The sequence below is a fragment of the Psychroserpens sp. XS_ASV72 genome, from assembly GCF_041224425.1.
Taxonomy (GTDB): domain Bacteria; phylum Bacteroidota; class Bacteroidia; order Flavobacteriales; family Flavobacteriaceae; genus Psychroserpens.
In genome coordinates, this window is the sequence record NZ_JBGFGL010000026.1 from 1 (window position 1) to 412 (window position 412).

The 412-nt window shown below is 48.1% G+C and carries 1 pseudogene; it reads right to left on the reverse strand.

The features are described 5' to 3' along the window. Positions 1–412 (reverse strand): annotated as a pseudogene (locus AB9K26_RS00140) (gliding motility-associated C-terminal domain-containing protein); the annotation flags it as partial.

Consider the following 412-nt stretch of genomic DNA (forward strand, 5'->3'; position numbering starts at 1 on the left):
ACTCGATAGTGGTGCCAGCAGGAACCGTAAAGGTTGGATCAGTAGTATCCACCACATTGATGGTCTGTATCTGTATGTTCTCGTTACCGCATTCGTCTACAAGTGTCCAGGTTCTGGTAATGGTGTACTCATTTGCACAGGTACCTTCAGTGATTGCATCAGAATATGTTGCCTCCAATCCATTTGAGCAGTTGTCCGCCTCATCTGTCACGTCACCAGTAAGCGTCAAATCGTTGGCATCCTGGTCGCACTCGATAGTGGTACCAGCAGGAACCGTAAAGGTAGGCGCAGTAGTGTCCACCACGTTTATTGTCTGCACTAGGTTTGTCTCGTTCCCACAGTCATCGACAAGTGTCCATGTTCTTGTGATTACAGATTCGTTTGCACAGGCACCTTCAGCAACAGCATCAGA